This window comes from uncultured Pseudoteredinibacter sp. (assembly GCF_947502065.1).
Classification (GTDB): domain Bacteria; phylum Pseudomonadota; class Gammaproteobacteria; order Pseudomonadales; family Cellvibrionaceae; genus Pseudoteredinibacter.
Genome location: NZ_CANMYE010000005.1, coordinates 134555 through 157010 on the forward strand (window position 1 = coordinate 134555; position 22456 = coordinate 157010).

13 protein-coding genes are annotated in these 22456 nt (G+C 45.4%); 7 read left to right on the plus strand and 6 right to left on the minus strand.

Features of this window, described 5'->3' with window-relative positions; genetic code table 11:
- Nucleotides 1–1803, plus strand: coding sequence for a DUF885 domain-containing protein (locus tag Q1A41_RS13985; RefSeq protein ID WP_299980229.1), 1803 nt, complete (start codon nucleotides 1–3; stop codon nucleotides 1801–1803).
- A gap of 122 nt (nucleotides 1804–1925) precedes the next feature.
- Here Q1A41_RS13985 and Q1A41_RS13990 read toward each other — a convergent pair whose 3' ends face one another.
- The gene (locus Q1A41_RS13990; protein ID WP_299980232.1) at nucleotides 1926–2504 is read right to left on the minus strand and encodes a gamma carbonic anhydrase family protein; all 579 of its coding nucleotides are present in this window, start codon (nucleotides 2502–2504) and stop codon (nucleotides 1926–1928) included.
- 148 nt (nucleotides 2505–2652) lie between these two features.
- Between Q1A41_RS13990 and Q1A41_RS13995 the strand changes: the two genes are divergently transcribed.
- Genes Q1A41_RS13995 through Q1A41_RS14005 form a run of 3 tightly spaced genes read left to right on the plus strand, consistent with a single transcriptional unit; the run spans nucleotide 2653 to nucleotide 6415 of the window.
- Nucleotides 2653–3399 carry a response regulator gene (locus tag Q1A41_RS13995; protein ID WP_299980235.1) on the plus strand — a complete coding sequence of 249 codons (747 nt, stop codon included), beginning with the start codon at nucleotides 2653–2655 and terminating at the stop codon, nucleotides 3397–3399.
- Between the two features lie 2 nt (nucleotides 3400–3401).
- A complete protein-coding gene (locus tag Q1A41_RS14000; protein ID WP_299980238.1) occupies nucleotides 3402–5627 on the plus strand; it encodes an ATP-binding protein in 2226 nt (741 codons plus the stop codon).
- Nucleotides 5628–5629: 2 nt separating this feature from the next.
- The gene (locus tag Q1A41_RS14005) at nucleotides 5630–6415 is read left to right on the plus strand and encodes a transporter substrate-binding domain-containing protein (RefSeq protein ID WP_299980241.1); all 786 of its coding nucleotides are present in this window, start codon (nucleotides 5630–5632) and stop codon (nucleotides 6413–6415) included.
- 83 nt (nucleotides 6416–6498) lie between these two features.
- Here Q1A41_RS14005 and ggt (Q1A41_RS14010) read toward each other — a convergent pair whose 3' ends face one another.
- From ggt (Q1A41_RS14010) to Q1A41_RS14030, 5 genes are all read right to left on the minus strand, one after another.
- Nucleotides 6499–8253 (minus strand): gamma-glutamyltransferase, encoded by a 1755-nt coding sequence (gene ggt / locus Q1A41_RS14010; protein WP_299980244.1) that lies wholly within the window; start codon nucleotides 8251–8253, stop codon nucleotides 6499–6501.
- Between the two features lie 141 nt (nucleotides 8254–8394).
- Nucleotides 8395–11418 carry a TonB-dependent receptor gene (locus Q1A41_RS14015; RefSeq protein WP_299980247.1) on the minus strand — a complete coding sequence of 1008 codons (3024 nt, stop codon included), beginning with the start codon at nucleotides 11416–11418 and terminating at the stop codon, nucleotides 8395–8397.
- A gap of 177 nt (nucleotides 11419–11595) precedes the next feature.
- Nucleotides 11596–13362: a gamma-glutamyltransferase gene (gene ggt / locus Q1A41_RS14020; RefSeq protein WP_299980250.1), complete on the minus strand. Its 1767-nt coding sequence runs from the start codon at nucleotides 13360–13362 to the stop codon at nucleotides 11596–11598.
- Between the two features lie 129 nt (nucleotides 13363–13491).
- A complete protein-coding gene (locus Q1A41_RS14025) occupies nucleotides 13492–15387 on the minus strand; it encodes a phytase (protein WP_299980252.1) in 1896 nt (631 codons plus the stop codon).
- 73 nt (nucleotides 15388–15460) lie between these two features.
- Nucleotides 15461–18010, minus strand: a complete 2550-nt coding sequence (locus Q1A41_RS14030; protein WP_299980255.1) for a TonB-dependent receptor — start codon at nucleotides 18008–18010, stop codon at nucleotides 15461–15463.
- A gap of 343 nt (nucleotides 18011–18353) precedes the next feature.
- On the opposite strand from Q1A41_RS14030, the gene Q1A41_RS14035 reads away from it, so the two are divergent.
- The 3 genes from Q1A41_RS14035 (at nucleotide 18354) to Q1A41_RS14045 (ending at nucleotide 22452) form a co-directional block, all read left to right on the plus strand.
- On the plus strand, nucleotides 18354–19292 hold the full coding sequence (locus Q1A41_RS14035) for a diguanylate cyclase (RefSeq protein WP_299980259.1): 939 nt from the start codon (nucleotides 18354–18356) through the stop codon (nucleotides 19290–19292).
- A complete protein-coding gene (locus Q1A41_RS14040; RefSeq protein WP_299980262.1) occupies nucleotides 19292–20311 on the plus strand; it encodes a helix-turn-helix domain-containing protein in 1020 nt (339 codons plus the stop codon). Before Q1A41_RS14035 ends, Q1A41_RS14040 begins: the two co-directional genes overlap by 1 nt.
- 89 nt (nucleotides 20312–20400) lie before the next feature.
- Nucleotides 20401–22452, plus strand: coding sequence for a M3 family metallopeptidase (locus tag Q1A41_RS14045; protein WP_299980265.1), 2052 nt, complete (start codon nucleotides 20401–20403; stop codon nucleotides 22450–22452).
- Nucleotides 22453–22456 lie beyond the last annotated feature (4 nt).

A 22456-nucleotide genomic window follows, 5' to 3' on the forward strand; every position in this document is an offset into this window, starting at 1 on the left:
ATGAAGTTGATGACTAAAGCGACGCGCTTAGCGGTAGCGCTCGTAGCTGCAAGCAGCGCAACATGGGCGCTTGCAGAAAAAACCGAGTCTGAAAAGGCTGCTGAGTTTTTCGAAAGCTCATTTAAAGAATCTTTGGCCAATAAGCCGATGTACCTTACTTATTTAGGTATGAAGGAAAAGTACGGCGAGTGGGGCGATATTTCAGCAGCAGAAGATGATCGCGATCTAGCACTTGTTAAAAAGCAATTAGCCGAGCTTAAGAAGATTGACTTTGCTAAATTGGGTGAGCAAGAAAAGCTAAGCTATCGCCTATTTGAAGAGCAGGCCAAAGATCAGATCTTTGCGGATCGCTATCGCGACTATGGCTACCAAGTTAATCAAATGTTTGGCCTTCAGTCTCAACTCCCATCATTCCTGATCAATATGCATCGCGTTGATAATGTTAGCGATGCTGAGGCTTATATTTCTCGCTTGAAAAAAGCCAAGCCACTTTTTGATCAGCTTATCGTGCGCATGGAGAGCAGCGAAAAACTAGGTGTGGTGCCTCCTAAATTTGTTTTCCCGATGGTGATTAGCGACAGTAAAAATATCATTGCCGGTAAGCCTTTTGAGAAAGACGCTAAAGAAGACAACCCAGTTTGGGCAGACATCCAGGGCAAAGTTGAAAAGCTAGAAGCTACAGACGAAGAAAAAGCAAAACTGCTAAAAGAAGCGAAAGCGGCTTTATTGGGTGAATTTAAAAATGCCTATACTGCATTGATTGGCTTCCTAGAAAGTCAGGAGAAGCGTGCTGATACGCGTGATGGTGTTTGGAAGTTTCCTAAAGGCGAAGAGTATTACAAGTATCGCCTAAAAGACATGACCACCACAGATATGACTGCGGATGAAATTCATAAGCTAGGGCTTTCTGAGGTTGCTCGTATTCATGATGAAATGCGTGCGATTAAAGAAAAGGTGGGCTTCAAAGGTGATTTGCAGGCATTCTTTAAATTTATGCGTAATGATGCCCAGTTTAAATTACCCAACACCGATGAAGGTCGTCAGAAGTACTTAGATGATGCCGTTAAAGCCATCGATGTGATGAAGTCTCGCTTGGATGAGCTATTCCTTACTAAGCCGAAGGCCGACCTTGTAGTTACCCGTGTGGAGCCTTTCCGTGAAGATTCTGCTGGCCGTGCATTTTATCAGCGCCCATCTTTAGATGGCTCTCGTCCAGGTCGCTACTACGTAAACTTAGCTGATATGAATGAGATGGCAGTGTATGAGCTAGAAGCTTTGGCTTATCACGAAGGTATTCCTGGCCACCATATGCAACTGGCGATCGCGCAAGAGTTAGAAGGCATTCCAACATTCCGTAAGGTAGGTGGTTATACAGCCTATACTGAGGGTTGGGGTTTGTACTCCGAAACACTACCAAAAGAAATTGGTTTTTATCAGGACCCTTATTCTGATTTTGGTCGCTTATCAATGGAGCTATGGCGTGCTTGTCGTTTAGTGGTTGATACTGGTATTCACGCTAAGAAGTGGACACGCGAGCAGGCTATTAAGTATTTACGTGATAGCACACCAAGTCCTGAGCTAGACGTTGTAAAAGCCATCGAGCGTTACATTGTTATGCCTGGACAGGCGACTGCCTATAAGATTGGTCAAATCAAAATTATGCAATTGCGTGCTAAGGCCAAGAAGGCGCTAGCAGAGAAATTTGATATTCGTGAATTCCACGATGTTATTTTGCGCAATGGCATGTTGCCATTAGGTATCTTGGAAGAGCAAGTCGACCAGTATATCGCCAGCAAAGGCTAATCTTGTTGAAGCCGGCTCATAGGGCCGGCTTCATTCTTAAACTGCTATTTGTATTTGAACGTTTATCCTTTCTAAATAACGGCATTCTCGAACTACGATATAATTCCCAGCTAGCAAATACGTTAGTTATTCTGATCTTTGGCCTCGGCTAAATACTCATCCTTCAGCTTCACATAATTCCCAGCGGTGTAAGGGAAGAAATTACGTTCTTTTTCTTTTAGTGGGCGAGCTTTCTTAACTGGGGAGCCAACGTACAAATGGCCGGATTCTAGGCGTTTACCAGGTGGTACAAGGCTGCCAGCTCCGATGATGACTTCATCTTCTACGATTGCGCCATCCATAATGGTAGAGCCAACACCGACTAGGATTCGGCTGCCTAAGGTACAGCCATGGAGATTGACGGAGTGTCCGACGGTAACATCGTCGCCTAAGGTTAGAGGCCAGCCGCCCGGGTTGAAGTCACTAGCATGGGTAATATGCAAAACTGAGCCGTCTTGGATACTGCAGCGATCGCCAATTCGGATAGAGTGCATATCGCCGCGAATCACCGCACAGGGCCATACCGAGCAGTCATCGCCTAGAACCACATCACCTATGACTACGGCAGCGGGGTCGATCATAACTCGTTGCCCCAGGCTTGGGCTGATGCCTTTGTGGCTGCGAATGGCGGTTTTATTGGCTTTGTTTGGCTCGGAACTCATAGGGCTATCTCATGGCTGTATATCTAATATTATCCGCCGCAGTTTATAGGATAATCTTTGGTTTACAAAAAACACTGGAGATTTACATTGGCGCCAGACTTCTCTGGGTTATAATTTGAACAGTTTTAAAAATGCAGACCAATAAATCATGAACCCTTCCAATAAAGCCAATTCCAAAGCCATAACTTTACTTATTGTGGAAGACGAATTGGCGAGCATGGAGCTCTTATACAGCTATTTCAATCAAGCCCCCTATGAGGTGTATAAGGCTCACAACTGTAGTCAAGCAAGAGAGCTGCTAGCGCAAAAGACAATAGATATTGTGTTGTTGGATATTACCCTGCCAGATGGCGACGGCTTAGCTTTAACTAGAGAGATACGGGGTCGCTCGAATATGGGGATTATTTTAGTCACCCAGCGCTCTGATGATATTGACCGTATTGTGGGTCTTGAGCTGGGTGCCGATGATTATGTGACCAAGCCCTACAATATTCGGGAGTTGATGGTACGGGTAAAAAACCTCGCATCACGATTGCATCAAGAAACACTCAATAACAGCCAAGATTTAGCCGAGCAAATAAGCTTTGATTGTTGGTCTTTTTTACCCGGTCGCCGACTATTAATGCATGTAAATGGGGAAGAGGTAAATCTTACCGAGGGTGAATACAAATTATTGGCCGCCCTACTAGCAAATCCAGGAATGGTACTGAGTAGGGATCAGCTGATGAATAAAATGCAACGTCGTGATTGGTATCCCACAGATCGAACTATCGATGTAATGGTAGCAAGGCTGAGAAAAAAGCTACAAGACGATAAAGGATCTCCAAAATATATTAGTACCGTTCATGGTGCAGGCTATCTGTTTATTGCAGAAATTAACTCGAATGAGTCATAACTGTGCCATTCAGTAAGGGCCAACCTCCACTGCGCCAACGATTGGCGTATAAGCAAACCAGAAATATTGTTTTGGTGGCCTTTATAATTGGTCTATTGCTGACCGGTGGCCAGTTGATGGCCGATTACTTTCAACAAAAGAACAATCACGATAATGATGTTGAGCGTATTCTTAGCACCGCAATTAAATCGGCACAATTCGCAGCTTATAACCTAGATGATGCCACCGCGGGCGAAATCGTCGCGGGTCTTTTGAATAATCGGTTTATCGTAAAGGCAAGCATCAAAGACAACTATAAAAACACCTTAGCACATGCTAGTAAAGCTCCTGAAAAAGTCTCGGGGGTTGGGCGCTGGCTGTTTGGAGACCTAGAAGATATACAGGTTTCCTTGTTGCATACTGGTACAGAGGAAGTCGGTGTTCTATATATCCAGGTAGATCCCGCAAATGAATCTCAAGCTTTTATACAGCGTTCATTGTTGACCTTTCTATTCGGCATTATTCGCAACATCATCCTCGCGGCCTGCATAATGCTGGTGTTTTATTTTGGTGTTACAAAATCTGTACTCTTAGCTAGCCAACAAGTGAGCAAACCGGAAAAGCTGAAAAATATCGATATTCCTAATGCGCACCGAGATGATGAAATTGGCATGTTGCTCAATGCTTTTAATCAACAATTAAAAACCATTGAAACCCAGCATGAGCAAATTCTAACCGCGAACAAAAACCTTGAAGCGCAAGTGCTTGAGCGAACCCACGAACTTAAAAAAGAACAGCAATCAGCCCTAGCGGCCAGTAAGGCTAAATCAGACTTTTTGGCTGTTATGAGTCATGAGATTCGAACCCCAATGAATGGCATTTTGGGTTTGCTAAGGCTTCTTTCAGATAGTGGTTTACCCAATGCACAAGCCCAGTATGTCGATTCAATCAATGACGCTTGCGAATCATTATTGGGTTTAATGAACAATGCTTTGGAATACACCCGCAATGAGCAGGGTGAGTTAGAGCTAGTGGATAAGGTATTTGATCTAGAAAGGCTGATTAGCTCAATTATCTTCTTAATGGGCTCTTCTGCTAAAAAAAACCAGAATCAGCTTAGCTATCATATTGCGAATAATGTCGATCGTTACTATGAGTTAGATTCCGAGAGGTTGCGCCAAGTAATTTTAAACCTAATCAATAACGCTATTAAGTTTACCCGCGACGGTGAAATACATTTAGAGGTTAGCTGCTTAGAAAAGAAAGATGGTTGTAGCCTACTAAGGTTTTTGGTGAGTGACACAGGGGTGGGCATAGCTGAACAGGCTAAAGAAAAAATATTCTCCCCCTACCAACAAGCTGATAAAAGCATTCATGCACTTTATGGCGGTGCGGGTATGGGGCTAGCGATATGTAAGGCCATTGTAGACAAAATGGATGGAGAGCTGAATTTTAGCAGTCAAGAAGGCGAAGGCGCTGAATTTTGGTTTGAAGTTAGTGCCAAGGTAGCACAGAAAATGCCAGCCCTGAGCCATGAGGGCGGCACTGCAAGTATGAGTCCACTGCGAGTTTTGGTGGCTGACGATGTAGAAATGAATTTAAAGTTGGCCAAAATATATTTTGAACAAAATAAGCATAAGGTCTATGTGGCCGAAAATGGCCTAGAAGCGATATCCCTTTGCGAAGCCGAGCAGCCCCAGTTAGTGCTTATGGATGTCAATATGCCAGAGCTTGATGGCATTAGTGCAACTGAAAAGCTAAGACAGGCTGATTATTGCGGCACAATTTATGGCGTGACTGCACATATCGACCCTGAGACAAAAACAAAGTGTTATGCCGCTGGCATGGATGGCGTAATTGAAAAGCCCGTGGACTACGGCGAGCTTTTGAACAGTATTAATCAAGATTTCGCTAAACAAAATATTGCTTTGAACAAATCTGTCATTCATGAACATTTCAATAATTTAGGTATTGAACCAGCGGCACAACTGTATGAAAAAGCCTTGCAGGAGCTTCGAAAAAATATCTCGGCAGAGGAGGGGGTTTTAGTAGGAAAACCCTTGAGTAATGAGCAATTACATAAACTAAGAGGCCTAGCGGGAAACTTTGGCCTTCAGGCTATGTTGGATTTATTTGACGATTTTGATGACGATGATGGTATATTGAGCCCCGCTACATATGCCCTGTGGATAAAAACCATGAGAATAACCCAAGGGGCTATCAATCAATATCAGCCGAATAAGATGTAATTATGAAGCTTAGAACACTGAGTTTATCTGTATTTCTAGTGGCCTTATGGGGCGGTTTCAATGCAGCAAACAGCCAAGCTCAAGTGACTCTAGATGTAGTAACTGAAAGAACTCCAATTACTTTCCGTAGCAATGATAACTTAGCCGATGGGCAAGCGACGGAATTGGTTCAAGAGCTCATAGCGCAATCGGGCTTTGAGTATCAGCTATATTTCTCACCATGGAAAAGAGCCTACCGCAGAGCTGAAACGGAATCTAATGTCATCATTTACCCACTGGCTCGAACCACAGAAAGGGAAAATAAGTTTCATTGGATAGGCCAAATAACCCCAGTTCACTATTATCTATTTCGATTACTTGAACGTCGAGATATTACGGTGGATAGCCTTGCTGATGTAAATCAATACAAAGTCGGTGTGGTTAACTTTCACGCACACCATGTTTATTTGAAATCCCAAGGTATAGCAAATCTAGAGCCCGTAAATTCCAATCGACAAAACTTCCATAAGTTACTCCGCAAGCGGGTTGAGTTGTTTGCGTCTAGCTCGGCGGGCTTATTAACACTTTGCGAGCAAGAAAAGACTGATTGCGAAAAATTCGTACCGGCACTTAAGTTAGAAGGTATTTCTAAAGGGCTTTTTATTGCGGCCAGCTTAGACACTCCTGAAGAAACTGTCGCTAAGCTAAGAGCTGCCTACGACCTTATTGAAGAGAGTGGCTTGCTAGGAAAGATAATGGGGGAGCGAATGAATGCGCAGGATAAGGATCGCTTTCTAGAACAATTCTGATACTCAGTTCTTAAAAAACCTTAAAAGCCCACATAGCTATGTGGGCCCTGACTATTGATCAGTGATGGTTTTCAAAGTCTGGCTTATTCTGCAATCGTAGCCGCGCCAGGTCTTCTAGGATCAGATGCTCCGTAAACAATACCACTTTTAATCACTATCGATTGTGTGCTACCTATGCCTTTACTAGGTTTTGTTGTGTAGCCCATATTACTCAGTATTGAGATGGTGTCGGCGCTGATTCCAGATTCGAGGTTTAGGATATCAGGTAGCCATTGATGATGAATACGTGGTACCGAGGAAGCTTGCGCAATATTCATATCATAATCGATAACATTACTTATGGTTTGTAAAACGGCATTGGCAATTTTGCTGCCCCCGGGGCTACCCGTAATCATAAACGGCTTATCATTTTTGAAGATAATGGTCGGTGCCATCGAACTCAAGGGGCGTTTGCCAGCCTTAATTGCATTGGCTTCACGGCCAATCAAGCCAAAGGCGTTCGGTACACCGGGCTTGGCAGAAAAGTCATCCATCTCATTGTTCAGAATAAAACCGGCACCTTCAACGACAATACCCGAGCCGTAACTGAAATTAAGTGTGTAGGTATTGGACACTGCATTACCGTACTTATCGATAACCGAGTAATGGGTGGTATCGGGGCTCTCCTTCCATTGATTAAGGTTCAGAGGCTTAACTTCCGCGGCCGACTTTGCGCGCATTGGTACAATGCTATCGGCTAATTTTTTAGCGTATCGTTTGCTGGTAATAGTTTGAATAGGGACATCATAAAAGTCAGGGTCACCTAAGTGCTCACTACGATCGGCAAAGGCAAACTGCATGGCGCTGCTGAGTAAATGTAGATGTGCTGCACTGTTGTGGGGAATATCATGGAGCTGACTGTTTTCCAATATATTGAGCATTTGAATAATGTGAATGCCGCTGGCGCTAGGTGGGGGCATGGTAACTACATCGTAGCCTCGGTATTTACCCTTGGCCGTTTTTCTTAGTGCCGGCTGATAGTTTTTCAGATCCTCTAGCCGAATCAGGCCGCCTTGTTTTTTGGAATCTTGAACAATCAGTTTGGCGGTTTCGCCTTGGTAAAAGGACTGTCCATTAGTTTCAGCGATTTTTTTTAAGGTATTGGCCAGATCTTTTTGGATTAGCTTTTCACCCGCTTTATAAAAGCGACCATTGGGCTTATAGAAAATCTTCTGTCCGGCCTTAGAGCGGCTGAGTTGCGAATGACGTTGCTGTAGCTCAAGTGCGAGCTCTTCTGATACTACAAAACCTTCTTGAGCGAGTTTAATCGCAGGAGCAATGACTTGCTTGGGGCTCATGGTACCGTGTTGTTCTAAAGCCAGAAGTAGGCCCGCAACGGTACCCGGAACGCCAGCGCTTTGAAAACTATTGCGAGCTCTTTGTTTATTAACACTGCCGTCACTGTTTAAGAATATATCGCGGTGAGCGGCTGCTGGAGCCGTTTCTCGATAATCGATTGCATGGGTTTCAGTTGATTTTGAATTGTGCACTAGCATAAAGCCACCGCCACCTATATTGCCTGCTTTTGGCAAGGTAACCGCTAATGCAAAGCCGACGGCAACCGCTGCATCGACGGCGTTGCCGCCCTGTCTAAGGATATCCACACCCACTTGGCTGGCCAAGGCTTCTTGGCTGGAAACCATACCCTTACGTCCAATAACGGGATGAAATTGTCCTGCTAGGTCAATAATCGCTTCTGAGCCGTGTGCACTTTGAGCTTGTGCGCTAGGTAACTGACTATGGAACAGTGCAATGCTGCTGCAGGCTAGTAAACAAACTTTTTTAATCGATATTTTCATAATCAATCAGTAGAAAAAGGAAAAAAAGCCCGTAGCAGAGACGGGCAAAAACTCGTATAAACTGCACTGACAGTTGAGATCAAGCATGCGGGTAGCCGCCTCATTTGCTATACGAGAGTGAGGGGTGGGGCCATCGGGCCCCTAAAATTTCTTGCTTACATCAAGATAAACGTAACGACCTCTGGCTGAATGAAGCGCCGGACTATAACCGCGAGAAGAATCAAACAATGGCGGTTCTTCATCAAATAGGTTGTTGGCACCCAAACGGATGTTGGTGTTATCTAATACGCCTTCTTCAAACTTGTAATTCACATAAGTATTTACAGTGGTCCAAGAAGGAATCTTTAGAATAATACTAGGGTCGTCATCTTGCTTAACGTCTGGGTCGTAAACTTTACCCACATAACGAGCACTCAGACCCGCGCGCCAGTTGTCTTTTCTCCAGGTGACACTGGCTTTTGCACGCCAGCGTGGTGTGGCTTCATCTTGAATGCGTGAACCGCTACTGAAAGATGATACAGAGCCTGTAAGTAATGGATTGGAATCCACAGCAGCTTGAATCTCTTCAACCTGTGGGGAGGCCTCTTGATCCCATTTTGCGATATAGGCACCATCAAACTTCAGTGTAAAGCTGCCGATACTGAATTCATCGGTGTCATAGGCAACACTAAAATCGGCCCCTTCAATTGTGCGAGGCTGTAGATTTAAGAAGGTATCATTGACATGCAAAAGCTGGCCAACGGCTGCTAAACTGGTGCCATTTGCTGCATTGTAAGCATCGATTTCAGCTTGATCTTGAGCGGTAGCGGCTGCACGTATTACGTTAGGGTTACTGCTGCCGTTTAGGCGCATGATTTGATCAAGAATTAGGTGGTTATCGCGGCCGAATAAACCAACCACACCTTCTTGCTCAATACGCCACCAATCAGCAGTAAAAACCAGGCCTTCAAGAGGTTCTACAACAAAGCCAAAGGTTAAGTTCTCAGACTCTTCACTTTGTAGATCTTTGTTACCTAGGCGGCGAGTATTAATTGATTGCTGACAGGCATCAACATCTGACTCTGGCGTACCTGCAGCTTGACCGGCAGCGCAACGCAAAAAGTCGCTCTGGTTATTATTGAAACGTTCCTGCACGGTTAGGTTCAGCGTTTCTAGGTTAGGAGCACGGAAGCCTTTAGAAAAAGCACTGCGAACTTGCAACCAATCAGCAGGGCGCCAAGCTAGAGCAAACTTTGGTTTGACAATATCTTCGTCAACATCCGAGTAGCTTTCGGCGCGTACTGCGATTTGTGCATCTAAGCTTTTAACTAAGGGGATATCCATACCCTCATTAACCATAGGCACTAGGAATTCTGCATAAGCGGAATAGACTTCACGAGCACCATAGGTGTCTGGGGTAGCACTAACACCCATAACATCACTGCTAAAGAACTCACCGCTAAGAGGGTGAGTAAAGGTTACTGTGCCATCAAGTAGTGGGTCACGATCATCACGGTAGGTTTCGCGGCGCTGTTCTACACCAAAAGCGGCGCCAATATCACCGCCAGCCCAGCTCACTAAGTTAGGGGTGGAGGCCTTAAAATCTATACCGCTGATTTCGGTTTTGTTTTTGCGCTCTACATTAACGGTGAACTCAGAAGCGTCGCCACCGCTGCTTGGGTCGCCATTGGCTGGGTCGGCAAAGTTACCACCGGTAAATGGGTTATAAGCATCGGGTGTTGAGCGTGAAACCGCTTCGTAGAATTTACTGCGACTAACACTTAGCTGGCTATCTTCGGCTTTGGCAGCTGAAGTATAAGCGGCTGATTCCCAATCCCAGTCATCCCAAGTACCGCGGAAGCCTACAAGGAAGCGATGTGAATCACTTTCAGTGGCGATTTTACGTGGACCTGTATCGTACAAACGTAAGCGATCAATTTTTACATCTAGTCCTTCTTCAGGCACATCATCTGTACTTAAACCTGCCAGGCGGTTCGGGTTACCAACAGCTCCAAATGGGTTGTAATAGGCCGTTTTTGGAATGTACATCTTGTTAACGTCAGAAATAACGTTAGGCCCGAAAAAGGTATCGTACTCAGATTCGTAGTACGAAGCTTCTGAAAATAGTTCTATCCCACTATCAAACTCATGGGTAAAGGTCGTAAAGAACTGGCGACGTTCTAGATTAGGAATGATCATACGGAGATCATTAATGTTGTAACGCAGATCGCTATTCAGCGTACCGTCGTCGATTGCTAAGCCGTCTTTGTACTCCACCCCACCAGAGGCAGTATCTGGCTGAAGGTGAAAGCGTCCATCACTGCTGCGAGCAACACCAGAAACCCCAACCGGTGAAAAGCTACCGTCACTGTTAACGGTACCTAGATTAAATTGACCCCATGGAGTAAAAGTAGACAGGTTTCTCAATGAGCTATCACCAACGAACAAGGCCGGGGTGCGGTCTGTATCGCGGTAATCACTGTTTTGGGTGTAATCAATTTCTTGGGCGGTTACCCCAGAACGATTAAAGTCGCTGGCGAAGAAGGTTAGGTTGGAAGCGCCTTCGTTGAATTCGAAGCCACCGCGAAACTGAATAGAAGTCTCGCCTAAGCTATCGGAATGTCCAGAGCCATAACGAGTTTTGATTTCAAAACCCTCATAGTCTGTATCGAGTACATAGTTAACAACACCGGCTACTGCATCGGTTCCATAAATAGCGGCGGCACCATCGCGTAACACTTCAACGCGATCCAGCCCAGATGCTGGGATCATGGCGCTGTTAACGAATTGAATCGGTACGCCGTCACGAGTAGAAGAAGATGGGTTGAGCACCATGCGGCGACCATTTACGAGCACCAGGGTGCTGTCTGCTCCTAAGCCGCGAAGGTTGATGGAGGCTACATCGCCACGAACATTGTTAGAGGAGGTGCCTTCGCTAGAGCTATTAAACTCTACCTGCCCGGCTTGGGGTAGTTCACCAATAAGCTCTTCGGTACTTAAAGCGCCAGCTAAATCCAGGTCTTCTTTACTAAGCTGGCTAACAGGCAGGGCGCCGGCTATATCAACGCCTTTAATATGGGTTCCCGTAACAATAACTTCTTCTAGGGCTGCATTTTCTTGGGCTATTGCAGTCCCTGCACTTAAGCTTGCGATAATCGCAATACTTAAAGGATGCGGTTTAAACATATGGACTCTCCGGTATAGTTAGCTCCACTTATCGCGGGCTTTATTATTGTTCAGCATTATTGGATGACACTCTCACGCTGTTGCCATAGGCACTATTCAGCACCCTCATAGTAGCGCCTAGGAGTAAACCAACTGCTGCAGCTATGTGCTAAGTTGTAACAGGATGTAAATGAATTGTTACAGTCCGATCGCCTTGGCCCCAGGACGACGGCTATCAGCGGCACCAAGCAATTGATTTCCTGTGATGGCAATCGATTGGGTGCTACCCATAGTGGCGCCAGCTTTTAGGCTATGCCCTTTGGCTTTCAACAAGGCCAAGGTATCTGGACTAAAGCCTGGTTCATATTCCAGCTTATAGTCACGTTTCCCCCAGCCCTGGTGAATTCGAGGGTAGGCCGTCGCCTCGGCAATGTTCATTTGGTGATCCACCACATTGGAAATTAACTGGGCAACAGTCGTGATAATACGTCGTCCACCAGGTGTACCAGTGGCAAGCACGGCTTTACCGTCTTTAAAGAGCAAGGTGGGTGATTGGGTGCTCTTGGTGCGCTTACCACCAGCGATGGCATTGGGCTCACGCTGCTGGTTTTTGTAAACATGGCTGGGGCGGATAACAAAATTATTAATCTGATTATTCATCAGAATACCGGTGCCTTTAATGGTGACACCCGAGCCAAAGGAAGCGCTGAGGGTGTAAGTATTAGAAACCACATTGCCTTCACTGTCAGCGATTGAGTAGTGAGTGGTATCTGGGCCGGGAGCAGGCCCTTGTAACACACTAGCTTTTACTTTGCGTGCGTCGCTAGCTTTGTTCAGATTTATGCTCTCGCTATGTTGCTTGGCCAGAGATTTGTCCAGTAGCTGCTCAACCGGAATATCACTGAAGCGCGGATCACCTAAATACTTAAATCGATCAGCATAAGAGCGCTTCATGGCCTCCGATAAAATATGGAGGTTTTCTGCTGAGCCGGCACCCATTTTACGGATATCAAAATTTTCAAGAATATTTAGAATCTGCAGTAAAGGCAGGCCACCTGCTGGTGGAGGCATGGTAAGTACTTGATGATCGCGATAAGAAGTCTGTAATGGTTTGACTAAGCGAGCCTGATAGCTTTCTAGATCTTGCGTTTGAAAATAACCTCCGTTGGCTTGCATATCTTTAACAAGACTGTCAGCAATGTCTCCTTGGTAGAAGGCATCGGCGCCATGCTTGGCAATTTTTTCTAAAGATTTTGCTAGATCTTCCTGAACAAACCTTTCACCTGCTTCCATATAGCCGCTACAGTTTTTGAAAAAAATTCGGCAGCTTTCGGCGTTTTGGATGAGCACTGAGGATTTTGCTTTGAGGGCCCAAGCGAGATCATGGCTTACCGTTATACCTTCGCGAGCCAGCTTAACAGCAGGCTTAAGTAGATCTGCCCAAGGTAATTTACCTTGAGCCTGGTGGGCAGCGAACAAGCCTGCAACGGTGCCAGGCACCGTAGAGGCAGTATGACCGAGTTTGGTTTTACTGCGGTTTACTTTGCCATCTTTGATAAAGTCGTCAGATGTGACTGAGGAGGGGGCTTCACCGCGATAGTCGATAGCCTGGGTGTCTCCGCTTTTTGCGGAGTGCATTAGCATAAAGCCACCGCCGCCTAGGTTGCCGGCTCTTGGGAGAGTAACGGCAAGCGCAAAGCCTACGGCAACAGCAGCATCAACAGCATTGCCGCCTTTCGCTAAAATATCCCGCCCGACTTCACTGGCAGTAATATTTTGGCTAACAACCATACCTCGCTTGCCAATAACAGGGTGGTGGACACTATCGTAGCGTAAAATATAGCTAGAGCTTTTTTCTTGGCTTGGTGGCCAACTCAGTGTCTGATCGGCTGCCGCGCTGTGTTGGAATGGAATCACGCTGCAACTACTAGCGGCGATAAGGCAATTAAGGATGGTCTTTTTCATAATAGCTCCCCAGGGCGAATAGCTTACGCTACAAGTTTTCAGAGAAGGGAACAAGCGAGGAAAGTGGCCATTTTGTTAACCTCAAGTTAACAAAATGGCGGAGGTGGTACTAAGTGTGGAGCTGCTGTGCTATTGCAGCTTTAGGGCTTCACGAATTGCAGACCAAGAGAGTAATTTGAAGTTTTGTGGCTCGCTCGGTAGTACATTATGCCCATCCTGTACGACCAGTAGGCCTTCGCTGAACTTACCCCCTAAGTTGGCGCTCGTGACATGGAGGCCATCAGTTTCTGATGCTCCATCTAACCCAGCTAATGGATCCATGGAAATTTTAAATGATCCACGATACTCGAAAGGCGCAAGCGTATCGTAAACGGCATAGCTATTATTACCCTGGCTAGAAACCACTAAGTAGTCTCTATCTTTGCCTTGATAGATAGCCATTCCTTCAACGTCATCTTTCAGTGGGCCACCCACTTTATGGATAAGCTCAGCTTGGCTTTGACTTTCGGGCTTGCTATCAATTACCCAAATGCCCACGTCTTCTTCACCCATAAAGAGGCGCTGCTGCTTCTCATCAACGGCGCAACCTTCAGGCTGGCCTGGAAGGCTAAATTCACGGCTCAGTTGCCCTGTCATATTGCGGCTTGAGCCGCCGATTAAGTATTGCTGGTAAAGGCCGCTTTTATCATTGGCCAAAACGTAAGCTTTACCATCTGTTTGGAACATGCAAAGTCCATAAATTTCATGCATGGATGTGGCAATCTGGCCGGCCTCACGCACAACTCCATCTGAGGAAATCTGAAACATAGCAATGCTATTATTATCGCGTAGGCTTGCAGCAGCGATATCAGATTTACCGTCATTCAATGGTACCTGATAGACGATATCGACATTATTCAAGCGGCCAGTACGTAAGAACTGTTGTTCCTTCCCGTCTAAGCTATAGCTATGCAAGCCGGCAGTTTTATTGGTACCTAAGATTAGCGAGTCAGTGGGTGAGCTTTGGTTTACCCAAATGGCTGGATCATCAGCGACATCTCCATAACGGGGCATCGCCTGAGTTTCGCCGTCTGCTTTAAGCTGTGGCATGTTCGCGGCACTGTGGTTTTTTAATTCGATATTGTCGTGCCATAAATAGACTTGGCCCTGCTCATCTACACTTGCAAGCTTAAGCTGCTCTTCGTCTTGAGCGAGAGCTAGCTGTTCAGCCTCGGCGGCACCAGCAAGTTGGTAGCGAGCTTTAAACTCACCATCAATCACTAAAGTAACGCTGCCCTCAATTGTAGAAAGAGCAGCAAAGCCACCATCGATTGCACTGATAGCGCTAATATCTGTTCCAAGAATGCCATCCCAAGCACTGGTCAAAGCGATGAGCTCACGGCCACTTTCAGCTTCGGGCTCAGCTTCATAGGCCCACACGCCGGTAGATTCTTCACTTACATAAAGAACTTGTTCGCTATCATCGACTGCACAATAGCTTCCAGGCGCTGTCGTAAACTTGCGGACCTGTTGAGATGGGCCGCGATCGTTAATTAACCACTGCTGCGCCCGGCCCTCGCCATCCAAATAAAAAGCAAAAAGCTGTTGCTCAAACTCATTTAAGCACAAACCATCAATATTAAATCCAGGGCTAGCAAAGCGGTTGAGCTCACGAATTTCTTCGTCGACTTGGGTAAATAGAATAGGAGTATTCTTATTTTTGTCGACTATTAGCAAGCGAAGAAACCCACCTGGCTTGCGAAAGTCAGCCAATTCAAACTTCCCTTGTATTTCTTGAAGTGTGCTTCCAGACTTATCCAATAAACGCAAACCAAAAGATTCACTAATAGCGATCGTGTAATTATCAAGAGGAATAATTTGTTGGGCGGATTCTACGGTATAGCTGGCCGCTACCTCAGTGTTTTCCTGCTTAATATTGGATTTTCGTGGCTCAGAATGTTCGGCACAAGCGATCAATCCAAACAAAGCTATGGTGGAGGCGAGGGTTTTGTTAAAGCTGTTTTTGTACATCATCAATTTATGCATAGTATTCTACTTAAAGTTAGCAGTGCCACCCAGCTATAGGGGGGCTGGGCAACACTACTAAAAACTGGACTAATTAAAAATTAGTAATTGTGGCGCCTAGTTTAAAGGTCGGACCGTAATCTTCGTATTGTGCATTCCAACGAGGCTGGCTTACGTAAGCGTAAAACGGCTCATCATTGATATTAATGGCTTCAAAAAACACTTGGATATTGTCTTTGATGAAGTAGCGTGCGCTAAAATCAAGCTGAAAGTGGTCGTCGACAATGATATCGTTAACGGGGCTTTCGGCATTAATTTCATCAAGGTAATCAGACTTGTAGTTTGCAGCTAGGCGTAAACTTAATTTGTCACTATCGTAACCGACGGTAAAGTTTCCGGTAGTATCTGACTGCTGTGGTAGTCGAATAGTGCGAGAGCCTTCGATGGTGTCAATCTCGGCATCAGATTCTGCCAATGTTAAGTTGGCAGAAAGTAGTAGGCCATTAAAAGGTTCTGGCAACTCACTGAGTTGTTTAGACCAGGCGAATTCAACACCATAGAGCTTTGCGTCTTTACCATTCAGCGCGATTTCGGCTTCTTCGATGTTTTCAAATCCACTCAGTTGATCTGTAATGGTGTCATAAATAAAAGTATCGATATCTTTATAAAATGCGAATGCTGAAACAACACCGGCAAAACCCATATAGTGCTCAATACCTACATCTAAGTTGCTGCTCTCCCAGGGTTTAAGTTGGGGGTTTCCGAACTCACCTTTTTCACCATCGTCTTCCAAAATATAACCGGGGCGAGCTTGTTCGAAAGTAGGGCGAACCACTGAGTTGGTCCATGCGGCACGAAGTTGAGTATTGTCATTAACGATATAGCGTAAATGCAGCGCGGGTAGAAAATGAGAGTCGCTGCGGCTAGCTTGACGCGCTGTGATTTGCTGATCGTCCTCAGCGTCGTCATCATAGGCAAAGCCATTCGCTTTGAAGTCAACCTCTTGATAACGTGCACCAAAGACTAAGCGTAGATCCTCAATATCCATGGTGGCCATGGCATAGACAGCTTGCAGATCTTCTTCAACTACCCAATCACCTGCGTTAGACTCTTCAATATTGAGTTCGCGCTCCTGATTTTGTGCAGCGGCCAGTACTGCCGAAGAGTCAATGCCTGGGCCAAAACGCTGAAGTTTGTAATTGATATCACTATTAGCAAAATCACTTAAAGGATTGAGCATTTCCTCGATTTCACTGACGGTTTCGTCGACCTGTTTTTCTCTTTGGCTAAATTTGGCACCGAATTTAATTTCTGTTGGGTAAGCGCCTAGCTTAATATCTTTAGATATATCAAGCTTAAAGCTGCTAGCTTCGTCTTCAGCTTGTGCTTTGGAGAGCTCAACAGATTCTAAAAAATATAAGTTTGGGTTGTAGAATGAATCGGGTGCAATTAGCTTTGGTTGCTGAGAGTCTTCAAAGCCAATATCTCCTTCAATATTAGCCACGAATTTAGCTTCGGAGATATGTTCTGGTTCTACTTCTTCTGATTTACTGTAGCCCAGGTTGTATTCTATGGTCCAGTCATTGGCCTTGTATTCTCCGCCGAATACTGTCGAAAATATCTTTTGGGTTTCTAGGCGTTGTTTCAACTCACGCACAGCGATAGGGCGGTCTTCAAATTCATTGCCTTCGCCATCTATGTAGTCATCTTCTTTTAAGCTGCCCAGCTCTCCTGGCGCGAGAGGATCTTCGAATTCAATAATATTGGCTAGACGCTGCTCGGTATCGGTATATTCACTAAATAAATTTCGCAGAAATATTTGATGGTTTTCACTAATTTTATAATCGATATTAAAAGCGGCCCCTAAGCGCTCGCGTTCAATTGCATAATTACGTTGCTCAAACTCTTCTAGTTTGGCTTCGCCCTCTTCAATTTCCCACTTACCACCAGTCTCACTGTTATTAGAACCAAACTCACGGTCAAACCAACTGACAGCGCCCGCAATGGCAAGATTGTCGCTACCCTTACCAACGCTAAAAATATTGCTAATGCTGGCTGCAAGTTTAGGGCTGCTTTCACCGCTAAGGTCATCGTAGCTACCTTCGCTGCTTAAAGAGTAGAACAGGCCATCGCGATCGAAACCAGAAACACTTTTAACTTCAACAGAGCCGCCGATGGCATCAGGATCCATATCCGGGGTTATGGATTTTGTGACCTCTAAAGTTTCAACGAGATCAGCAGGGATGACATCTAAAGCTACCGCGCGACGATCAGACTCTGGTGACGGGGTGCTCATGCCGTTGATACTGACAGAGTTTAAGTCAGCAGAAAGACCCCGCACACTGACGAAGCGGCCTTCACCTTGGTCACGCTCAATGGAAACACCCGGCACACGCTGCAAAGCTTCAGAAACATTAGTATCGGGTAATTTCCCAATAGAGTCGGCACTGACAATACTTTTGATATTATCGGCCATGCGCTGCTTTTCGAGCGCGCGATTCAAACTTGCGGCATTACCGAAAACGATAATTTCTTCTAACTTTTCGCTGTCTTGAGCAAAACTTAGATTGCTTGCGCCGATTGTTGCTGTAATCGCCAGAGCAAGCTGACTGTGTTTAAAGACTTTGCGTACTACTGTGGCCATGGTGGCTCCCCTTAAATAAAGTCCCGAAGGAATTGGGGCGAACCTTAGAAAGTCTATGTGACAGATTAGTGACGTCAAGCCGTCGAAAGGCTGTACTCTCAATATTATGGGCATCGAAACGCTTATTTTGTAAGCAGCTTGAGCTTTTAGGACTACGGCAATCACTTAAAACACGATCTTTCCTAACGCCAGAGCAGTATAAATAGCCTTTTTCGTAAAAGAAAATCCAAAAAATCTCAATTTCTATGAGCTAATGAGCAGAGCTAAAGATTGGACGGTTACTTGTTGTCATAAAGCTGTCACCTGAAACTGTTTTATTGTCATCAGTGAAAAAGGTAATGACATGCTGCAACAGCTAAAAAAACACACAAACAAGCTTTTGTTAATTCTACTGCTATTGAGCGCACAGATATTAATTACTCTTGCGCTGGGTGAAAGTAAACAATGGCAGGAAGTTGATTGGCTTGATATTGCTGGTGAAGGTGGGGCGGTATGGCTTTGCATGGTGTGGTTGATTGTGCTGTTGGCAAGCCGGCCTCATGGTCCTGTCACGAGCTTGTTGTTCTGGGGGTTCAGTTGCTTTTTAATTGCCAGTGGACAAGATTTACTGGATGAATTTATTCGCCTTCCTGATGCAACTATTTGGAGTCATGCCGTAGAGTCAATTCCCATGCCGATTGGCATGTTGCTAATGAGCATTGGTTTATTGCATTGGTACCGTGAACAACAAGCACTGAATGAGCAGTTGCTCAAGCGCGAGAGAGGCAACCGAGATCATCGACGCTTGGACAAGATTACCGGTCTGGCTGATGCTCATTACCTACGTACGCAATTGTCGATTGAGCTTAAAAAAGCTCGTGCAGAAGGCTTGCCGACATCAATTTTGATGTTGGATATCGATGAGTTTAGAAACTTTAATCGCAGGCTTGGAATCGCAGAAGGGGACAGGTTATTAAGTGAATTGACAGAGTTGATCTTGTTAAATTTACGCCGAAGAGACCTTTTGTGTCGCTATGCTGGTGATCGCTTTGCTATTGTAATGCCGGCAACCTGCCAAGAAATGGCTGTGCTTGTTGCTCAGCAATTGGAGGATGTTTGCCGCCACTTTGCATTTAGAGCTCGCAATAATGATAGCGCACAATTTCATACTGTTAGCACCGCGGTGGCAACCGATGGTCTAGATGCTTCAATCGAAGAATCTTACGTTGTAGATAAGCTTTTGGAGCGTGCAAACTATGGCTTAGCAAAGGCTAAAGAAAGGCGTTCGCTAAAGGTTGCCTGATGCCTAAACCATATTATGCATTGGCGGATAAGCGTATTTTCGCACAAGAAAGCTTGTTAGGCTTGCTAGAGCTGGCCCATAGTCGTGGGGTACACCCAGATAAATTATTAAAGGGTAGTAGCTTATTCTCTGGGGATATCGAAGATGCCAGTACAATGCTATCAGCACAACAGCTGTTGACCATTTTTAAAAATGCCAAGCGCAGCTTTGGAGCAGATGACAGTAGCTTTCTACTAGGTCAGTATCTATTGCCGGGAAATCACCCGCAATTTGCCAGCGCAATTCTTGCCTCACCAACGCTTCTTGATTTAATAGAACTCTTGCAGAAATTTGGGTTTTTATCCCAGCCCCTGATAGAGTTTAAAAGCGTTTATGATGATCAAAACCTCTATTTGCAATTACTGCCTGTTGATATTGATGATTATGCTAATGATTTCTTGATGGAATCGATAAGCAGTGCTTTTTTTTCCTTCTCTCGCTGGTTGGGTGTCGATACCTCTTCTTGGTCCTGCTTGCATGCCTTTAAAGAGCCTAAGTATCAAGAGCAGTTTTTAGTTCACTATGGCCTGAGGCCAAAGTTTGCCAGCCATATCAATGCCATTATTATCCCGAGAGCAAGCTTGTCTGAACAGTTACCCAGAGGGTCAAGGGCCCGCTTTGATTTGGCATGCAAGCTTTGCAAACAGAACCTAGCTGAGAAGTCGAGTAGAAGTTTATCGCTGTGGGTTTATCAGAGCTTGCAAGACGAGCTATCCCAAGCACCTGGCCTCGAGGAGCTAGCGGAGCGCTTAGAGCTAAGCCCTGCATCTTTTAAGCGCCACTTGAAGGCGGAGGGGCGTAGCTACCAAGCTATCTTGGATAGTGTTCGACGTCATATGGCGGTCTACTACTTGCATACCGGTCAGCTGAGTACTGAACAAATTGCCCAAAAGCTAAATTATCATGACAAACACAATTTTAAACGCTCGTTCCGCCGTTGGACGGGGATTAACCCATCGGTATACCTAGCTAGCAGTTAGAATGATCAGCAAATGCCTAAGGGTTAACAAGCCTCATATGAATTGAGCTAAAATAGAGGGATTGTCATGATTTAAGAGATGAGTCCTCTATGAGCGCCAATCCACTATTAGCTGATCACCGTTTACCGCCGTTTTCCAAGATTGAAAATCAACACATCGAGCCCGCCATTCGCTCATTGATTGAACAGTCTAATTCCGAGCTGGAAGCTCAGCTGGCGAGTTTGGGGTCGGACATCAGCTGGCAGTCCCTGGTTGAGCCTCTAGAATCTCGAGGAGATCGTTTGGCCAAAGCTTGGTCTCCTGTGAGCCACATGCACTCGGTAGTTAACAATGATGAGCTGCGCGAAGCTTATCAGGCATGTATTGGGCAGTTGACCGAATACAGCACAGCCTTGGGACAGAATGCTGAACTCTATCAGGCCTATCAACAGCTTGCTGATAGCCCAACCTATAAAGATATGACCACCGCTCAACAAGCTACGATCGAGCATGCCTTAAGAGATTTTAAGTTAGCAGGGGTGAGCTTGCCGGATGCGGCAAAGGCTCGTTTTGGAGAAATTAAGTCTCGCTTATCTGAACTTAGTACCCAGTTTTCTAATAATGTAATGGATGCCAATCAAGCTTGGTATTACCACACAGAAGATGAAGCTGAGTTGCTTGGCTTACCAAAGATGCAGTTGGATATTGCTAAGCAAACCGCGGCAGCAAAAGAGCTTAATGGCTATGTGGTTACTCTCGATATCCCTTCATATCTTGCTGTAATGCAGTACGCCGAAAACCGGCAGCTGCGTGAAACCATGTATCGTGCCTATGTTAGTCGTGCTAGCGAAAACACGGTTCGACTTGATGAGCAGGCTGGTCCTTGGGATAACAGCCCCTTAATTGCAGAAACTTTGGCTTTGCGCCATGAGCTCGCCGAGCTTTTGGGCTTTTCAAATTATGCAGAGCTTTCCATCGCTAAAAAAATGGCTAAAGAAACTCAAGAGGTCGTAGACTTCCTACGTGAGCTGGCGATCAAGAGCCGTGCTGTAGCAGAATCAGATTTGCAGGAATTGAAGGGCTTTGCCGCAGAGCAGGGCTTAGAGCAAGAATTGCAAGCTTGGGATCTAAACTTCTACAGTGAAAAGCTCAAACAAGAAAAATACGATATTTCTGATGAACTCCTGAGACCTTACTTCCCAGCACCCCATGTGATTCAAGGCATGTTCGATATTGTCAGTAAGCTATTCGCCATTGAGGTGAAAGAAGAGTCGAACAATGAATTATGGCATCAAGACGTAAAGTTCTATCGAATTGAAAAAGACGGAGAAGTACTGGCGTATTTCTATTTGGACTTATATGCACGTGAGAAAAAGCGAGGCGGTGCATGGATGGACGAATGTCGTGTGCGCCGTAAAGATAATAATGACATACAACTTCCCGTTGCCTATTTGGTTTGTAATTTCACGGCGCCTCTGGCCGATAAGCCTGCGTTACTTAGCCATGATGAAGTGACAACGCTATTTCATGAGTTTGGTCACGGCTTACATCATATGTTAACTAGTATTGATGTGGCCGCGGTGAGCGGAATTAATGGTGTACCTTGGGATGCCGTTGAGTTGCCCAGCCAATTTTTGGAAAACTGGTGCTGGCAGGCTGAGTCTATCGCGATGATATCTTCGCACCATGAATCAGGCGAGAGTTTGCCGAAAGATCTTTTAGATAAATTACTATCTGCAAAGAACTTTCAAGCTGGTTTGCAAATGCTGAGGCAAATAGAGTTCGCCTTGTTTGATTTTATTTTGCACAAGGACTATCAAGCACAATCGCCGCAGGATCCGCAGCAAGTGCTGGATGCTGTTCGTAAAGAAGTCGCACTTATTATTCCGCCTTCGTTCAATAAATTTCAAAATGGCTTTTCCCATATTTTTGCCGGTGGCTATGCGGCCGGTTATTACAGCTATAAATGGGCTGAAGTGCTTTCAGCTGATGCCTTCTCATATTTTGAAGAGCAGGGCATTTTTAGTGAGCAGGCTGGACAATGGTTTCTAGAAACGATTTTAAGTCGTGGTGGTAGTGAAGATATTGCAGATTTGTACAAACGCTTTCGTGGTAGAGGGCCAAGCAGTGAAGCCTTGTTGCGTCACAATGGCATGGCTTAGGAGT